The sequence below is a fragment of the Elusimicrobiota bacterium genome, from assembly GCA_016182905.1.
In the GTDB taxonomy this organism is placed as follows: domain Bacteria; phylum Elusimicrobiota; class Elusimicrobia; order UBA1565; family UBA9628; genus GWA2-66-18.
The window spans coordinates 138,286-154,103 of sequence record JACPFR010000024.1; the positions used below are offsets into that span (position 1 = coordinate 138,286).

At 66.4% G+C, this 15,818-nt stretch carries 16 protein-coding genes, 1 tRNA gene and 1 pseudogene; 6 read left to right on the plus strand and 12 right to left on the minus strand.

The features are described from left to right. Position 1 precedes the first annotated feature (1 nt). Genes HYV14_09845 through HYV14_09860 form a run of 4 tightly spaced genes read right to left on the minus strand, consistent with a single transcriptional unit; the run spans position 2 to position 3,327 of the window. On the minus strand, positions 2-724 hold the full coding sequence (locus HYV14_09845) for a hypothetical protein (protein MBI2386302.1): 723 nt from the start codon (positions 722-724) through the stop codon (positions 2-4). Beyond that, entirely contained in the window at positions 702-1,640 is a 939-nt protein-coding gene (locus HYV14_09850; GenBank protein ID MBI2386303.1) for a hypothetical protein, read from the minus strand. Before HYV14_09850 ends, HYV14_09845 begins: the two co-directional genes overlap by 23 nt. Beyond that, positions 1,637-2,284, minus strand: a complete 648-nt coding sequence (locus HYV14_09855) for a hypothetical protein (GenBank protein ID MBI2386304.1) — start codon at positions 2,282-2,284, stop codon at positions 1,637-1,639. The genes HYV14_09850 and HYV14_09855 overlap by 4 nt, the downstream gene beginning before the upstream one ends. Beyond that, on the minus strand, positions 2,275-3,327 hold the full coding sequence (locus HYV14_09860; protein ID MBI2386305.1) for a hypothetical protein: 1,053 nt from the start codon (positions 3,325-3,327) through the stop codon (positions 2,275-2,277). Before HYV14_09860 ends, HYV14_09855 begins: the two co-directional genes overlap by 10 nt. A gap of 111 nt (positions 3,328-3,438) precedes the next feature. Between HYV14_09860 and secA the strand changes: the two genes are divergently transcribed. The 6 genes from secA to HYV14_09890 all read left to right on the plus strand — a co-directional run bounded on the left by secA (position 3,439) and on the right by HYV14_09890 (position 13,000). Then, a complete protein-coding gene (secA, locus tag HYV14_09865) occupies positions 3,439-6,177 on the plus strand; it encodes a preprotein translocase subunit SecA (protein ID MBI2386306.1) in 2,739 nt (912 codons plus the stop codon). Continuing rightward, entirely contained in the window at positions 6,150-7,730 is a 1,581-nt protein-coding gene (gene lnt, locus HYV14_09870) for an apolipoprotein N-acyltransferase (GenBank protein ID MBI2386307.1), read from the plus strand. The genes secA and lnt overlap by 28 nt, the downstream gene beginning before the upstream one ends. After that, the gene (locus HYV14_09875; GenBank protein ID MBI2386308.1) at positions 7,727-8,602 is read left to right on the plus strand and encodes a histone deacetylase; all 876 of its coding nucleotides are present in this window, start codon (positions 7,727-7,729) and stop codon (positions 8,600-8,602) included. The genes lnt and HYV14_09875 overlap by 4 nt, the downstream gene beginning before the upstream one ends. Positions 8,603-8,698: 96 nt before the next feature. Continuing rightward, on the plus strand, positions 8,699-9,835 hold the full coding sequence (gene prfB, locus HYV14_09880) for a peptide chain release factor 2 (GenBank protein ID MBI2386309.1): 1,137 nt from the start codon (positions 8,699-8,701) through the stop codon (positions 9,833-9,835). Positions 9,836-9,924: 89 nt separating this feature from the next. Beyond that, positions 9,925-12,201 carry a hypothetical protein gene (locus HYV14_09885; protein MBI2386310.1) on the plus strand — a complete coding sequence of 759 codons (2,277 nt, stop codon included), beginning with the start codon at positions 9,925-9,927 and terminating at the stop codon, positions 12,199-12,201. Between the two features lie 7 nt (positions 12,202-12,208). Then, positions 12,209-13,000, plus strand: a complete 792-nt coding sequence (locus HYV14_09890) for an RDD family protein (protein ID MBI2386311.1) — start codon at positions 12,209-12,211, stop codon at positions 12,998-13,000. 70 nt (positions 13,001-13,070) lie between these two features. On the opposite strand, the gene HYV14_09895 is transcribed toward HYV14_09890, so the two are convergent. The 8 genes and pseudogenes from HYV14_09895 to tuf all read right to left on the minus strand — a co-directional run. Further along, a complete protein-coding gene (locus tag HYV14_09895; protein MBI2386312.1) occupies positions 13,071-13,760 on the minus strand; it encodes a 50S ribosomal protein L1 in 690 nt (229 codons plus the stop codon). A gap of 78 nt (positions 13,761-13,838) precedes the next feature. Further along, a pseudogene (gene rplK, locus HYV14_09900) lies at positions 13,839-14,266 on the minus strand (50S ribosomal protein L11). A 36-nt stretch (positions 14,267-14,302) separates the two neighbouring features. Next, on the minus strand, positions 14,303-14,611 hold the full coding sequence (locus HYV14_09905) for a hypothetical protein (GenBank protein ID MBI2386313.1): 309 nt from the start codon (positions 14,609-14,611) through the stop codon (positions 14,303-14,305). A gap of 20 nt (positions 14,612-14,631) precedes the next feature. Continuing rightward, entirely contained in the window at positions 14,632-15,186 is a 555-nt protein-coding gene (nusG, locus tag HYV14_09910; GenBank protein MBI2386314.1) for a transcription termination/antitermination factor NusG, read from the minus strand. 1 nt (position 15,187) lies between these two features. Then, positions 15,188-15,373, minus strand: coding sequence for a preprotein translocase subunit SecE (secE, locus tag HYV14_09915; protein ID MBI2386315.1), 186 nt, complete (start codon positions 15,371-15,373; stop codon positions 15,188-15,190). A 36-nt stretch (positions 15,374-15,409) separates the two neighbouring features. Beyond that, positions 15,410-15,485: transfer RNA gene (locus HYV14_09920), tRNA-Trp, on the minus strand. A gap of 20 nt (positions 15,486-15,505) precedes the next feature. Continuing rightward, positions 15,506-15,658, minus strand: coding sequence for a 50S ribosomal protein L33 (gene rpmG / locus HYV14_09925; GenBank protein ID MBI2386316.1), 153 nt, complete (start codon positions 15,656-15,658; stop codon positions 15,506-15,508). Between the two features lie 12 nt (positions 15,659-15,670). After that, a partial coding sequence (tuf, locus tag HYV14_09930) for an elongation factor Tu (GenBank protein MBI2386317.1) occupies positions 15,671-15,818 on the minus strand: 148 nt, incomplete at its 5' end.

The window sequence follows — 15,818 nt, forward strand, 5'->3', positions numbered from 1 at the left end:
ATCAGTGGATGATTTTGCACTGTCCGGCCATGCGGCACAACTTATGGCCCGCGTCTCGGAAGATGTGCAAGGGGCTTGAGCCGATCGTCTTGCCGTGCGTGCGGCCCCAGTAGACGCGCGCCATCGCGTACCACCGGCCGTCGCTCCGCGAGCGAAAAACGTCGCCCTCGCGCGTCCGGAACTCGAAGCGGCCTACGCTGACGGACCATAGTTTTCCCGCGTCGTACATCAGCCCCCAGTCCAGCGTCTTAGCCCTTATGAAGCCGGCCACCGGGGCGCGGCTTTCGGCTCCGAAGCGGTCGGTCTGGACCTCGTTCAACTGGCCAAAATAGGCCCAAGGGCAATAGGATCCGAAGAGCTCGACGCGGCCGTTGGTGGATTCGACGGAAGCGGCGGTGTCGCGGAACATGCCGCCCTCCCAACTGGCGAGGATCACGCGAACTTCCAAGGGAAAGGGCATCAACATGGCGTGCGCAGACGCATCGGGCAAGCCGCCTTTGCGGGGAAGATCCCAAGTCTGCCAACGCGTCTCCATGAGACGAGTGCCGACGCCCAGGCCGTAGCGCGGGTGATAGACTCCGAGTCCGAAGGCATCGAAGCCGTAGACGCCGCCGCTGCCTCCGAGCGCTCCGAGGATCTCGATCCTGCTCCAGGTCTCGGCGGCGGATGGAATCGCGGCGAGCAGGCAGGCGGCGACGGCGCTAAGGACCTTCAAGCGCATCAAGAAGCCTCCGGTGAAGCTGATCATCGTTCGCGGTCTTGCGCGCCAGCTTGGCGCGCTGCCGCCAATTCTCCTCGAACAGATCCCAGCCGATCGCCTTGTAGGAGTCGGCCAGCATCTCGTAAGCCTCGACTCCCCAGGGCGCGGCCTCGACGAGTTTTCTCAACTCCCAGATCACGCCGTCCCAATTCTGTCCGTCGCGCATGATCTCGAAACGGGAGAGATCGAATGCCTCGGGCGTGTCGGCGGATCGCGGCATCTCCCGCAGATAGGCCAGCGCCTGGGCGTCGAGCTTCGCGGGATTCTTGCCTTCCGATTTGCAGTACATCATCAGATACCACCGAGCTTGCGCCGCGTGGCCCAGTTTCGCATGCGAAGCGTAGAGCCCGAAGTACAAGTAGCTCGGCTCAAGGCCGCTTTCCAGCGCCCTATAGAACGAACCGGCGGCAGGCTCCCAACGGCCGGCTTCGAAGTCGCTCGTGCCGCCTCGGCCGTAGCCGTATCGAGCGCGGCCGCGGAACGCGGTCAGCGCCGCGCGGATAGTCTTGCGTCCGGTCGCCAGCCGGCGCGCGACTAGAAAGGCGGTCTGATCGAACGTGTCTCGATCGTCCAGAACCGTGACTTTGAATTCGTCGGCCGTCTTCCCGTTCTCGTCGATGAGCCGGAAGCGGACGCGCTCCGCGTCGTGGGTCTCGCAGCGCAGGTCGAGATCCGGATATTGGAGCTCCGTTCCGCCGATCGTCGCGAAATACGGCGCGATGCGGCGCGACAGCTCCGCGGAGGAGCAGAACGGGCTCTGGGCGTCGGCCGTGAAGCGCAGCGTCACCGGAAAGGCCGGCACGGAATAGACTTCGGCCCGCGCCGCGGACGCGAGGGTTAATATCGTCGCGATGGCGGCGGCCGCAAGCTCCGTTCTCATTGGACATCTCCGGTGCGGGCGGCTTGCGCGTACTCGCGCAAGCGCGGATCGGCCTTCTCGTGCTTCACGAGCCAGGAATCGATGATCGCCGCGCTCCGCTCGGGAACTTCGAGCTGCGCGTGCCCGAGCCCGTGAAGAGCCGAATATTGGCACATCGGGTTGTCGATCCCCAGTATCCGCTCGATGGCCGATATTTTTTCCTCGCAAAGCGCGGCGTCCCGGGCGTGCTCCGGCTTGTTTTCGAGAGGGAAAATCTCCCAGAACATATAGCAGATACGGTAGAGAGGGGAATCTCCGCCCAGCTCGAGCCGGCGGCAGCGGGCAGCGAAAAGCCTCGAAAAAAGAGCGTAGGTCGACCGGACCAAGCGCAGCCTCTGCTCGGCCGGCACCTCGTCGCCGAGAGCCGCGCCAACGTAGCCCCGACCGATGATCATCCAGAATCCGGCTTCAATCTGCTGGTCGCTGAAGCGGGCGAGGTGCTCATCGCCGCGCTCGAAGGTCCTGGCGATATACTCGGCTTTGAGAGAAGGCTCCCCTGACCAATACTCGCTGTCGGGTCGGCGATGCCACTTCGGGTCATTCTCCGGGTGGTCGAAAGCGTGCTCGAGCCAGCGCTCGAAGGACGGACTTTGGATCACGGACATAAGCGGAAGCTCCTCGCGGCTCTAAGAAACGCGGCGCAGCCTTCCTCGACGTCGGCCATCAGGTTCAGGGCCTCGACATGCCCGGCGTCGAGCTGCCGCCCGTAGCACTGCTCGGCCTCGGCCATGCGCGCCGCCCGGCAGGCGTTCGCGGCGGTTTGATTCGCCAGCGCGGAGGCGCAAAGTGCCGATACGCTCGGGCCGGATAAGCTCGTCAAAGACGCGAGCGTCATACTATTCTGTTCGTTGCACGTGTTGTCGCCGCGGCGGGATGATTTGCAGGTCTTTTTCTTTTGAGTCGTCACCTCGTCGGGACAGCAGGCGGGATTTTGGCCGATGAGGCGCCCGCACTTTTTCACGTCGGCGAGGTTCTCCTCCATTTTGCCTCGATCGGAATCTGGAAGGCCGGGACAGTCCTTCTTCTTGACCTCGAGATACGCCCGGTCGCAGTCCAGAAGGGGGGCTCGTTTCGCGAGAAGCGTTTTACAGTCCTCGCCCTGTTCACAGCCGGCCGGCGACGCGCCCGCGCACGCGGCGCGGGCGTCGGCCACGAGCTCGGCGCAGGGTTTCGACGCGGGCCGGGAGAAGCTGAGCCTGTTGAGCCAAACGGGGACGGCGGTTCCGCCGGCGGCCACGGTTTGGCGGGCGTCCTCCAGCGAATTCAACAGCATCAGCGCGGAGATGGAATTAAGGACTAGGCTCGCGGGAGGATAAAAGGACGCGAGCCGCCGTCCGGCCGTGAGAGTTATGAGTCCGGCGTTCGCGAGAATTACGTCCTCGCCGAGGATGCTGCGCGTATCGGCCAGAGGGCCGACCGGCTTCGGATGCTCCATGTTCGCGATGCTGTCATTGAGCCGCCGCAGCGTCTCGAGCTCGCATTCGCGGCACCGTTTCGGCTCCGAATACGGCTCCAAATCGGGCCGGCCGCGGGGGGTCCCGAAGTCGATCCCGGAGCAATTCGTCAACGTGCACAGTTCGCCCGCGGGATCGTCGGCGCGCCCGGGCGATGCCATGAGCGCCACCGCTAACGCCGCCATTGGGATCACGCGCAATTATAAGGGAGTAATTCGGGTCGTGCAATGGGTCGTACCGCTGCTGTGACCGCTGCCGGCGTTTATCCAGGTCCGGGCGAAATTGCTACACTGGAGGTCTTACCCATGATCAAAGCCACTTTCGAGAAGATCTTCGGCACGCCCAGCGAGCGCACGCTCAAGCGCTTCGCCCCTCTGCTGGCCCAGTGCAACGCCTTCGAGGCCGAGGTCCAGGGCCTGTCCGACGCCGATTTCCCGGTCCGCACGGCCGCCCTCAAAGCCCGCGTCGCCGAGCTGTTCTCCGCCATCGCGGTCCCCGAGAACGACGAGGACCAGCGCAAGGAGCGCAAGGAGGCCGAGACCGCGGCCCTCAACGAGGTCCTCCCCGAGGCCTTCGCCCTGTGCCGCGAGGCCGCGAAGCGCTCGATCGGCCTGCGCCACTTCGACGTCCAGCTGCTGGGCGGCATGGTCCTGCACAACGGCTCGATCGCCGAGATGCGCACCGGCGAAGGAAAAACGCTCGTCGCGACCGCTCCCGCCTACCTGAACGCGCTCGTCGGGAAGGGCTGCCACATCGTCACGGTCAACGACTACCTGGCCAAGCGCGACAGCGAGTGGATGGGTCCCGTCTACCGCTTCCTCGGCCTGACCGTCGGCTGCGTCCAGCACGACGCCTCCACCCAGGAGCGGCAGTCCGCCTACCGCTGCGACATCACCTTCATCACCAACAACGAGCTCGGCTTCGACTACCTGCGCGACAACATGGTCGTGCGCAAGGACGAGCGCGTGCTGCAGCACCTCTACTACGCGATCATCGACGAGGTCGACTCGATCCTCATCGACGAGGCGCGCACCCCGCTGATCATCTCCGGCGCCGCCGAGAAGTCCACCGAGCGCTACGCGATCGTCAACAAGCTGATCCCGCACCTCAAGGTCCGCATCATCACGGAGGAGGACGAGATCCAGGCGAAGTACCAGGGGACCGACCTTCAGAAGGGGTTTGACGCGATCGTCGACGAGAAGAACCACACCGCCATCCTCACCGAGGAGGGCGTCTCGAAGTGCGAGGCGCTCCTCGGCCTGACGAACCTCTACGACGACCTCGAGGGCGAGTGGGTCCACCACATCACCCAGGCGCTGCGCGCGTGGCACCTCTACAAGCGCGACGTCGAGTACGTCGTCAAGGACGGGGAAGTGATCATCGTCGACGAGTTCACCGGCCGCCTCATGCCCGGCCGCCGCTGGTCCGACGGCCTGCACCAGGCCGTCGAGGCCCACGAGAACCTGTCCCCGCGCGAGGAGAACCAGACCCTCGCGACGATCACCTTCCAGAACTTCTTCAAGATCTACAAGAAGCGCTCGGGCATGACCGGCACGGCGATGACCGAGGCCGACGAGTTCCAGGAGATCTACGGCATGGAGGTCCGCGAGATCCCGACGAACCGGACCTCGAGCCGCGAGGACCTGCCCGACCTCGTCTACAAGAGCGAGCGCGAGAAGTTCAACGCGATCGTCGACGAGGTCATGGAGCTGTGGAAGGTCGGCCGTCCCGTCCTCGTCGGCACGCGCTCGATCGAGAAGTCGGAGAAGCTGGCCTCGATGCTGCGCCACAAGGGCGTGCCCTGCCAGGTCCTCAACGCCAAGTACCACGAGATGGAGGCCGAGATCATCGCCCAGGCCGGCCGCAAGGGCGCGGTCACCATCGCGACGAACATGGCCGGACGCGGCACGGACATCCTGCTCGGCGGCAACCCGCAGGACCAGGCCGAGTACGAGGTCGTCAAGAACCTCGGCGGCCTCCACGTCCTCGGCACCGAGCGTCACGAGTCGCGCCGCATCGACAACCAGCTTCGCGGCCGCTGCGGCCGCCAGGGCGACCCCGGCTCCACCCGCTTCTACCTCGCTCTCGACGACGAGCTGATGCGCCTGTTCGGCTCGGACCGCATCGCGCCCCTGATGGAGAAGCTCGGCATGAAGGAGGGCGAGGTCATCGAGTCCGGCCTCGTCTCCTATCAGATCGAGAACGCGCAGCGCCGGGTCGAGACCCACAACTTCGACATTCGAAAACAGCTCCTAGACTACGACAACGTGATGAACAAGCAGCGCGAGGTCGTCTACAAGCTGCGCGACGAGGTGCTGTTCGGCGAGACCGTCGGCGAACAGATCAAGGCGATGATCTCCGAGGACGTGGCCGAGGCGGTCGAGAGCGCGATCCCCGACGACAACGACTCGCGGACCTGGAACCTCATCGAGCTGTCCGCCTACCTCGAGCGCACGTTCGCGATCGCCTGGATCCCGACGGCCGAGGAGGCGAAGCGGTTGTCCAAGGAGCCGCTGAAGAGCCAGCTCCTCAAGGCCGCGATGGACGTCTACTCGCGCCGCCCCGCCGACTTCACCGGCTACGACTTCAAGGAAGTCGAGAAGATGGTCATGCTCCAGATGATCGACAAGGCGTGGAAGAACCACCTCTACGACCTCGACCATCTCAAGAAGGCGATCTTCCTGCGCTCTTACGCGCAGAAGGACCCGAAGGTCGAGTATCAGAAGGAGTCCTTCCGCTACTTCGAGGCCCTGCTCGGGCGCGTGCGCGAGCAGACCGTCGAGTACGTCTTCCGCGTCGAGGCCCCCAAGGCCCCGGTGGCGCCCCCGCCGATCGTCGCCGTCCACCCCGAGGCGAGCGAGACGTCCGGAGCCGACGCGCCGCCCGAGCCGTCGCGCCCCGTCAGGCCCGCCGCCCCGAAGAGCATCCTGTCCGGCGGCGGCGCGGTGCCCAACGCCATCCAGAGCATCGGCCGCAACGACCCCTGCTACTGCGGCTCCGGCAAGAAATACAAGAAATGCCACGGGGCCGACGCGCCCAACTGAGCGCCGCGGCCCTCGGCGGGGCCCTCGCGGCCCTCGGCCTTCCGTCGTGGGGGCTGTGGGGCTTCGCCTGGTTCGCTCTCGTTCCCCTGGTCCTGGCGTCCAACGGCGCGCCGGCGCCCCGCGGCGCCGCGCTGGCCGGCTTCGCCGCGGGCCTCGCCTACCACGTCGTCGCGCTGCACTGGATCTACGCGACGTGCCGCTTCGCCCAGGTCCCCGCCGTCGTCGCCGCGTTCGCCGTGCTCGGGCTGTCGGCCCTGCTCGCCGCGAGCTGGGCGGCCGCCGCGGCGCTGGCCCGCGCGCTGTCGGAGTCCCTGCCGCGCGCGCTGCGGCCCCTCGTCTGGGCGCTGTGCTGGACCGCCGTCGCCTCGGCCGCGTCCCGCTTCACGCCGCGCTTCGGCGTGGACCTGCTCGGCTACACCCAGTGGTCGAACCTCGCCCTGCTGCAGGGCGGGTCCTGGGGCGGGCCGCACCTGCTCGACTTCGTCCTGATGCTCTTCAACGCGTCGCTCGCCGAGGCCTGGCTCGAGGACCGCGACGACCGCGCCGCCGCGGCCCTGACGGCCTCGCTCGCGCTCGCCGCCGGCGTCTGGGGCCACGGCGCCTACGTCCTCGCCGCGCGGCCCGACGACCGGGAGCCTTCCGCCCGCGTCGAGATCCTCCAGCCGGTGGTGGACCAATATCACAAGTGGGACGAGCGCTGGATCGCGGAGATCCTCGCTGGCTACGAGGACCTGCTGTCCCGCCCGCGGCCGTCGCCGCCCGCGCTCGTCGTCTGGCCGGAGACCTCGATCCCGCGCTGGTCGCTCCGCTCCGAGCCCGTGGCCGAGTCCGCGCGCTGGGCCGTGAAGCTCGGCGCGCAGCACCTCGTCGGGATCATCGCGGCCGCCGACCGCGACGGCGGCCCGGCCAACGCGGTGCAGCTGATCGCGCCGGACGGACGCCTCGACGGCCGCTACTCCAAGCGCCAGCTCGTGCCGTTCGGCGAGTTCGTGCCGCTGCGCCGCTTCGTGCCGCGCTTCGTCATCGACCGCTGGCTGATGGTCCTCGACAACCTCGGCGACATGGAGGCCGGGGCGGCCCGCCAGCCGCTGCTCCAGACCGCGTGGGGGCCGACCGCCGTCACCATCTGCTACGAGGCGATCTTCCCGCGCTGGCCGCGCCTCGACGCCGCGCGCGGCGCGCGCCTGATGATCAACATCACCAACGACGCCTGGTACCTCGACACCTGGGGCCCGCGCCAGCATTACCGCGTCAACCGCTTCCGCGCCATCGAGAACCGCCTGACCGTGATCCGCTCCGGCAACAACGGGGTGTCCGCCGTCATCGACCCGTGGGGCGTGACGACCGCGGAACTCGCGCTGGACGAGCGCGGGCGGCTCGACGCCGAGATTCCGCTGCGGGACGCCTTCCCCGACCGTTCCTTTTATACGAGGCACGGGGACTGGCTGGGTGCTTTGTGCATTCTTCTGGTCCTTGCCGTCGCCCCGACGCGTTTCCTGGCTTCAACGGTCGTTGACGACAGTCGAGCGGGGGATGGGGTGGATAAGTCATGAAGCCCCGGGTGGTGTACTCGCCGAAGTACGAGGTCGATTACGGCGAGCATGCGTTCTCGACGAGAAAATTCCGTCTGGCCGCGGAGGCGTGCCGGCCTTTCGCCGAGATCGTCGAGCCGGCGGAGCCGTCGCGGCAGGCGCTCCTTCTCGTTCATAGCCGCGATTGGGTCGAGAAGCTCATGACCGGCGTTTTGAGCCCGGCCGATATATCCCGCCTGGAGCTCCCGTTCTCTCCCGAGATCGCGCGCGCTCACCGTTTAGCGGCGGGGGGGACCTTGCTGGCGGCACGGCACGCGCTCGAGACCGGCGTCGGGCTCCACGCGGGCGGAGGCGCCCACCACGCTTTTAAAGATCACGGCGAGGGCTATTGCGCGGTGAACGACATCGCGTTCGCGATCCTGTCTTTGCGCTCCGAAGGCATGATCGAGACCGCGGCGGTCATCGACCTCGACGTCCACCAGGGCAACGGCACGGCGTCCCTCTTCGAGATGGATCCCGACACGTTCACGTTCTCGATGCAGCAGCACGGCCTGTATCCGGAGATCCGCCGGCGCAGCTCGCTCGACATCGAGCTCGCCCCCGGCGCCGGCGACGCGGAGTACTGCGACAAGCTCCGCCACGGCCTCCGGGCCGTGATGGAGTCCAAGCCCGACCTCGTGATCTATCAAGCGGGAGTCGACGTCTGGGAGTACGACCGCCTCGGCGGCCTCAAGCTCACCGAGACCGGCATCCAGGACCGCGATAGGGCGGTCTACGACATCTGCCGCGTCTACCAGGTCCCCGTCGCCGTCACCCTCGGCGGCGGCTACGGCCCCACCCCAGAGGATACGGCGAGGCTGCACGCCTCCACCTTGAAGCTCTTCGCCCGTTGATGGTGCCAGGCCTCCCATTATCCCATTACTCGCCTGCGCTGTATCGGGCAATGGGATAATGGGAGGCCTGGCACCTAGATTTTCTAGAATACCTTGATGTTCACCGAGACCTCCAACAAGATCGACGAGATGCGGGCTTTGCTCGCCAAGATCGGCAGGCTGCTCGACCTCGACAAGCTGCGCAAGGAGGTGTCCGCGCGCGAGGCCGAGGCGGGCGAGCCGTCGTTCTGGACGGACTCGATCAAGGCCAAGAAGAAGTCGAAGGAGCTCAACGACCTCAAGAAGACCTTGGCCGAGTACGACAAGGCCCAAGTCACCCTCGACGACCTGAAGGCGCACTGCGAGCTCGCCACCGAGATGCAGGACGAGGCGGAGATAAAGGAAGCCGCCAAGGGCCTGGCCGAGGCCGAAAAGCTGCTGCGCGCGATGGACCTGCGCCTGAAGCTCTCCGGCGAGTTCGACAAGGACGACGCGATCGTCAGCATCCACTCCGGCGCCGGCGGCCTCGAGGCCTGCGACTGGGCCGAGATGCTGTGGCGCATGTACACGCGCTGGTGCGAGAAGAACGGCTACGAGGTCGTCATCACCGAGTTGGCCAAGGGCGACGGCGCCGGCCTCAAGAGCCTGTCCGCCTTCATCAAGGGCCCCAACGCCTACGGCCTCCTCAAGGGGGAGATGGGCGTGCACCGCCTCGTGCGCATCAGCCCCTTCGACGCCAACAAGCGCCGCCACACCTCGTTCGCTTCCTTAGACGTGGTGCCCGACATCGAGGACGAGATCGACATCCAGGTCAACGACGCCGACCTCGAGCTCGAGACGTTCCGCTCCGGCGGCGCCGGCGGCCAGAACGTCAACAAGGTCGAGACCGCGGTGCGCATACGCCACAAGCCCTCCGGCCTCGTCATCGCCTGCCAGACCGAGCGCTCGCAGCTGCAGAACCGCATGAACGCGCTGCGCATGCTCAAGGCGAAGCTCTACCAGATCGAGCTCGACAAGAAGCGCTCGGCCGTCGAGAAGCACTACGGCGAGATGGGCGACATCGCCTGGGGCCATCAGATCCGCTCCTACGTGTTCATGCCCTACCAGATGGTCAAGGACCTGCGCACCGGCGAGCAGACCTCCCAGATCGCCAACGTCATGGACGGCGACCTGGATCCCTTCCTCGAGGCCTACCTGGGCTGGCTCGCCGCGGGCAAGCCGCCCCGCGTCAAAGCGGGCGCCGAAGACGACTGAAGGCCTGACCGCCCGCCGGCTTGTAAGTTCGCGAGGCCTTGACAAAACCAGGGGCCGGGCTTATCCTTTAATCGTCCCTGGAGAACCCCATGAATACCCCCTCGTTGCTCGCGTTGCTCCTCCTTTTTGCCGCCCTCCCGGCGGCCGCGGAGCCCAAGGCCGGCCACCGCTGCGATTCCGAATGGCTCGAGAAGACGCAGGCGCTCATGTCTCAGTCCGGGCGCACCGTCTCCGACGAGCGCGTCGAGATCGTCGGAGACTCCTTCAAGCTCAAGTTCGGCCACGCGAAGAGCTGCGACGCCGCGACCTGGCGCCAGCTCGCGACCGCGGAGCCCGCCGGCGGCGCGGCGCTGAGCTGGCGCAACAAGGCGGCCGGGGATTTCTGGAAGGACGCCGCCGTCGCCCAGCACATCGGTCTCGTCCTCGCCGTCGACGATTTCTTCGGGGCCGTCGACGCGAAGGCCGCGGCGGTCGTCGCCGCGGGCGACGAGGTCATCGACGCCGCGAAGGCCCTCGGCTTCGCGGACTTCACGACGTCCGAGAAGCCGCTCGCCGAGCTCTCGAAGGGCACCTCCGGCGGACCGATCGGGGCGATCAAGCCGCGCCTGGTCACCATCCTCGCCGACGACAAGTGGACGCCCGTCACCGTCGCGCCGGAGCAGCTCCTCCCGACGATGCGCAAGCTCATCAACGACGGTCCCACCCTCGGGGACTCCGTCATCAAGTTCCGCGTGGCGGTGCTGGCCCTGGAGGCGGAGCTGGGACGCCTGGGCAAATCGGAGGACTTCCTCAAGAAGCGCGTCGCCGGCGCGACCCCCGGCTTGAACGACTTCACCTCGGGCCTGCCCAAGGAGTTCGTCCTGGTCGAGGCGGAGAGGGCCAACGCGCTGAAGAACGAGAAGTACGGCGCGGCGCTGACCGCGCTGGTCGGGCCGGGGACGGTCCCCGAGCTCGCCGACCAGGGCCCGCGCGCCGCGGCCCTGCTCGACCCCGTCGATCTGGGCCTGCGGAACCTGGTCGCCATCCGCTCCGCGCAGGTCGACAAGATCTTCGAGGCGGCCAAGAAGCGCCTCAACGGAAAGACGCTCGCCCAGTACGGCGTGTCCGCCCGCACCTCCGCCGAGGCGGCGAAGCAGCCCGCGAACTCCCTGTCGGCGGCCGTGATCAAGCGCCTGGAGGAGTCGAGCGACTACCAGGCTCTCGACAACATGTACGCGGGCAACATCGAGCGGCACGGCGCGGACTGGGCGAAGTCCCCCGACGGGATGGCGATGGCCAAGGCCCGGGAGGAGATGCTCGCGGCCGCGCGCACCGCGACCGTCGAGACCCAGGCGGACGGGAGCAAGGTCGTGGTGTTCAGTCAGAACGGCAAGAAGGTCTCCCTGACGAGCGTCGTGCCCTCCGCCGTGGAGAACGACGCCTCGGTGCGCAACGACGTCGCTGGCATGATCTCCCGCTTCATCGTCTCGGGCGCCAAGGAGGACGCGCGGCATAAGGCGGTGTGGGCCGCGCTCGGCGGCAGCGGCCAGCCCGGCCAGGCGCTGTATACCGGCCTGGGCACGACGGAAGCCGAGCTCGCGAGGACTCTCCCGCCCTCGCCGAAGGCGATCAAGGAAGGCGCCGCGGGCTGCAGCAACCCCAAGGACCTCATCCGGAACGATTACGAGACCTACGCCGCGCGCAAGCGCGCCGCCGCGGCCGATATGGCCAGCGACAACGTGAAGTCCCGCAACGACGTCGAGAAGAAGCGGCTGGAGCAGCTGGCCGCCTCCGACGTCGCCTGCAGGAAGAAGAAGGAGGAGGCCGCGGCGATCGCCAAGGACTTCTTCGACGCCCCCGCCATCGCGAAGGCCAAGCGCGAGGAGGCGGCGGCCGCGGCCGAGGCCTGGTGCGCCGAGTCCAAGGCGATCATCGAGGCGGAGGCGAAGAAGAAGATCGACGCGCTCACGGCCGCGGAGAAGGGCGCCCGCGACCCGGCTAAGCTGCGCGCGGAGGCGGACGCCGAGCTGGCCAAAGGCTTCGGCGACTCGATCCTGCGGTCCGTGGAGACCTTGAGGAAGGACTACACGACGGCCGGGAGTCCGCGGCTCAAGAAGCTGGCCGAGATCACCGGCAACAGCCCGAAGCTGACGGCGTTCACGCGGTTCTGGTTCGACAAGGAGTGGCCCGTCGACGCCGCGCGTCAGGCGGACCTGAAGACGGCGGTGAACGCGTGCGCCAAGGATCTGGGCCTGGGCGACGAGTCGGACAGCCCGTCCTTCCGCAACCCCGAGAAGCCTGACGTCGTGGACAAGCACTGCAAGATCAGCGAGAAGCTGACCGCGTACATCAAGGCCAGCGCCGACGCGAATCAGCCGGTCCCCTGAGGATACCATGAGCCAACATCATCACGTCTCCCGAAAAGCGGAGTTCGCCGAGCGCGCGTTGGCCTTCGCGGTCGACTACGCGCTGTTCGCCGCGGCCTGGGTCCTGATCCTCAAGGCCTCCGACCCCGGTCTCCCGGTCCTGCTCAACGAGAAGGGCACCGGCGTCATCGCCATCCTGGCGGCGCTCTTCATCGTGTATCAGGCGCTGCTCTCCTGCGACGGGCGCGCGACTTTGGGCAAGCTCCTGCTCGGCCTGCGCGTGGCCGACGCCGACGGGGAGCCTCTCGACTTCGGGCGCGCCATCATGCGCGCGCTCGGCTACGTGCCGAGCTCGTTCTTGACCCTGGGCTTCTTCTGGGCCCTCGTGGACCCGAACGGGCGAGCGTGGCACGACTTCGCGGCCGGCAGCACGGTGCTCAGCGACCGCCGCGAGGGCGGCGCGCGCGGCGCGGCGGTCCGCCTCGCGGCGGGGACGCTCGTCATCGCGTTCGCGCTGGCCGCGGGCTGGAGCGGCATCTGGGAGCCCCGCTACCTCAAGATCATGACCGTCTCGCACGCCAAGGCGGGTCTCGAGGAGGTCAAGACCCTGCAGGCGGCCTATCATCAGCGCAACGGCCAGTACGCGGGCAGCCTGTACGCGCTGGCCGAGGCGTCGCTCGACCCCCGCGCCTTCCTGCGCGACATGGCCGCGCTGTACGACCTGAAGAGCTTCCGCTTCAAGGCGGACAAGAAGAATTACGTCGTCGTGACCCGCGCGAACGACGTGGACGCCACTTTGGTGGCCGTCAGCGGGCCGTAGCGCCGGCGTCGTCGTCAAAAACAGAAGGCCCCCGCGCGAGCGGGGGCCTTCGTTTTTCCGGCGTTCGGGCTTAAGCGGCGGCCTTGTCGCTGACTTCGACCTTGATGCCGGGGCCCATCGTGGAGGCCACCGTCACGCTGATCATGTAGACGCCCTTCGAGGCGGACGGCTTGGCCTTGAGGATGGCGTCGAGGACGGTCTTGGCGTTGCCGACGAGGTTGGCGGCCGGGAAGGACGCCTTGCCGACGGGAACGTGGATGATGCCGTAATCGTCGACCTTGTACTCGACGCGGCCGGCCTTGAGCTCCTTGACGGTCTTGGGGATGTCCATCGTGACCGTGCCGCTCTTGGGGTTGGGCATCAGTCCCTTCGGGCCGAGGACCTTGCCGAGCTTGGACAGGTCCTTCATCATGTCGGGGGTCGCCACGAGGATGTCGAAGTCCGTGAAGCCCTTCGAGATCTGCTCGATCAAGTCCTCGGCGCCGACTAGGTCCGCGCCGGCGGCCTTCGCGTCCTTCTGCTTGTCGCCGCGGACGACGACCGCGATCTTCTTGGACTTGCCGAGGCCGTGCGGCAGGCCGACGACTCCGCGGACCTGCTGGTCCGCCTGCTTCGGGTCCACGCCGAGGCGGACGTGCAGCTCGACGGTCTCGTCGAACTTGGCGTTCGCGCACTTCTTGACGACCTCGATGGCCGCGGGAAGCGGGTTCAGCTTCATGAGGTCCATGTCCTTCACCAGCGCGTCGTATCTCTTGCCCATTTTCTTGTCTCCTAGACCTGCTAGCGCCTCGTTAACGATCAGGCTCGGTCTTTTCCATATTTAAACGGCTTCGTCGGGTTACTTCGTGACTTCGATGCCCATCGAGCGGGCGGTGCCCTCGACCATGAGGGTCGCGGCGGCGAGGTCCTTGGTGTTGAGGTCCGGCATCTTCGCCTTCGCCACGTCCTCGGCCTGCTTCTTGGTGATCTTGCCCACCTTGTTGCGGTTCGGCTCGCCCGAGCCCTTGGCCAGGCCCGCAGCCTTCTTCAGCAGGGACGAGACGGGGGCATCTTGGTGATGAACGAGAACGAGCGGTCCTCGAACACGGTGATGACGACCGGGATGAGCATCCCAGGCTCTTGAGTCCGGGTTTTTTCATTGAACTGCTTGCAGAAATCCATGATGTTGACGCCGTGCTGACCGAGCGCGGGGCCGACGGGCGGCGCGGGGTTCGCGGCGCCGGCGGGAATCTGAAGCTTGATCTGCGTTTTGACTTTCTTCGCCATGACTTTTTTACAACCTCTCTTCGTGCGTCTTAAATCTCAGCGTCCCCATTTCGTCGGCCGCAGCATCTTGGCGACCACGCTTCCGAGGATCATGAGGAGGAACACCTTCCAGAACGGCACCGACTCCGAGCCGAAAACGAACTGCGTGAACTCGGCGGAAAAGACCGCCGGCCACAGGAACTTGACGAGCAGCGCGGCCACCAGCGCCTTGCCGAACAGCATCAGGAACCCGAAGCCGATCGCGGCCAGCATCGTCATCAGGGCCAGGAAAGCCCCGACGAGGCCGAGCGAGCGCACGTGCGCCACCTTGACCTTGACGCCCTCGAAGTCGGGGGCGGGGGGCATGACCTCGGCCTCGATCGCGCTCAGATCTTCTCCACCTGCAGGAAATCGAGCTCGACGGGGGTCGGGCGGCCGAAGATGGTGACCATGGCCTTGATCTTGGCCTTGGCCTCGGAGACTTCCTCGACGACGCCGATGAAGTGGCGGAAGGGGCCGTCGACGATGCGGATGTTCTCGCCCTTCTCGAACTGAACGGCCGGCCGGGGCTTGCCCGCGGCGGCGGTGTTGGTGAGGTCGAGGATGGCCTTCATCTCCTCCTCGGGAAGCGGGGTGGGGTTGGCGTCGCCCAGGAAGCCGGTCACGCCGGGGACTCCCTTGATCATCCAGTAGGTGACCTCGTCGATGATCATGTCCACGAGCACGTAGCCGGGGAAGAACTTGCGCTTGGTGATCTTCTTCTTGTTCTTCTTGACCTCGACGACGTCCTCGGTCGGGATCAGGACGCTGAACACCTTGTCCTGGAGCTTCTCGTTGTCGATCTTCTGGAGGAGCAGCTTGTGGACGCGGTCTTCGTAGCCGGACTGCGTGTGAACGACGAACCAGCCGCGGCGGCCCGTGGTAGTGGTGGTCTCGGTCATGTTATCGCCCCAGGACGGCCCTGATGAGCACGGACAGCACGTAGTCGACGCCGGCGACGTACAGGGACATCAGCGCCACGAGGACGATGATCGCCTTCGAGGAGTCGATGGCCTGCTGACGGGTCAGCCAGGTGGACTGCTTGAGCTCGGAAACGGCTTCCTTCAGGAACTGCGTCGCTTGATTCATGTTCTCTCTAACGGCTCACGTCTAAATTGCGCGATCTGGCGGGGGCGCCAGGACTCGAACCTGGAGGGGCGGTTTTGGAGACCGCTCGTTTAGCCAATTAACGGACACCCCCGCAGATCGCTCGTTTAAGTCCTACTTCACTTCCTTGTGCGCGACCTGCTTGCCGCAGGCGCGGCAGAACTTCTTCATCTCCAGCTTGAATTCCTTCTTCTTGCCGCGCTGGAAGTGGTAGTTCTTGTTCTTGCAGACGGTGCAGCCCAGGATGACTATGACTCGATCGCCCATGATAGTCGCCCCTTACGCCACGATGTCGGCGACGACGCCGGCACCCACGGTATGGCCGCCTTCGCGAACGGCGAAACGCAGACCCTTCTCCATCGCGATCGGGGCGATCAGCTCGCACTCGATGTCGATGTTGTCTCCCGGCATGACCATCTCGACGCCG